Source organism: Stenotrophomonas sp. P5_B8, assembly GCF_054049855.1.
On the sequence record NZ_JBFULO010000893.1, the window covers coordinates 1 to 509 of the forward strand.

The following is a 509-nucleotide window of genomic DNA, read 5'->3' on the forward strand; positions in this document are numbered from 1 at the left end:
ATGCTAAGCATCGGCAATGGCTCTGGCAACCCCCGCCCCCCTCCAGCGCCTGCGCCGCGACCAGGGTTTCGCCGATGGATTCTGTTGCCTTGGCTGCCATGCCGGCAGGAAGGCCGCCGGGTAGTTCGATGGCGTTGCTGTAGCTGGATGCCAGCACCAGCCCAAATCCGGTGATGCCCAGGCCCGTACCCAAGTCGTAGCGGGTGGCTTCCAGTGCCTTGGCTGCCCCGGCTTTCTCTTCAGGTGCACTGCCCATGATCGCAATGGACGACGCAGTCAGGCCGATGCTCAATGAGATGCCCAGCGCAGCCAGCAGAACAATCACCCACTGGCCTCCCTGGACAAGCAGTCGGCCAAGTTCCGCAATTCATGGCGCCAAATTGCGCGGTCCACGGTCAGCTAGGACGAAACGGTTGCGATAGGGCCAAAGGGAGAGGCAGCGCCGGGTGTTGCGTTTAGGCATAGGTGCGCACGCAACACTTGGGTGCATGCGTAGCACGCAACGGACT

General features: G+C 62.5%; 1 pseudogene. It reads right to left on the bottom strand.

Annotation, left to right across the window (positions count from 1 at the left end):
• Positions 1–325: pseudogene (locus ACXJKH_RS22045) on the bottom strand (hypothetical protein); the annotation flags it as partial.
• Between the last annotated feature and the right edge of the window lie 184 nt (positions 326–509).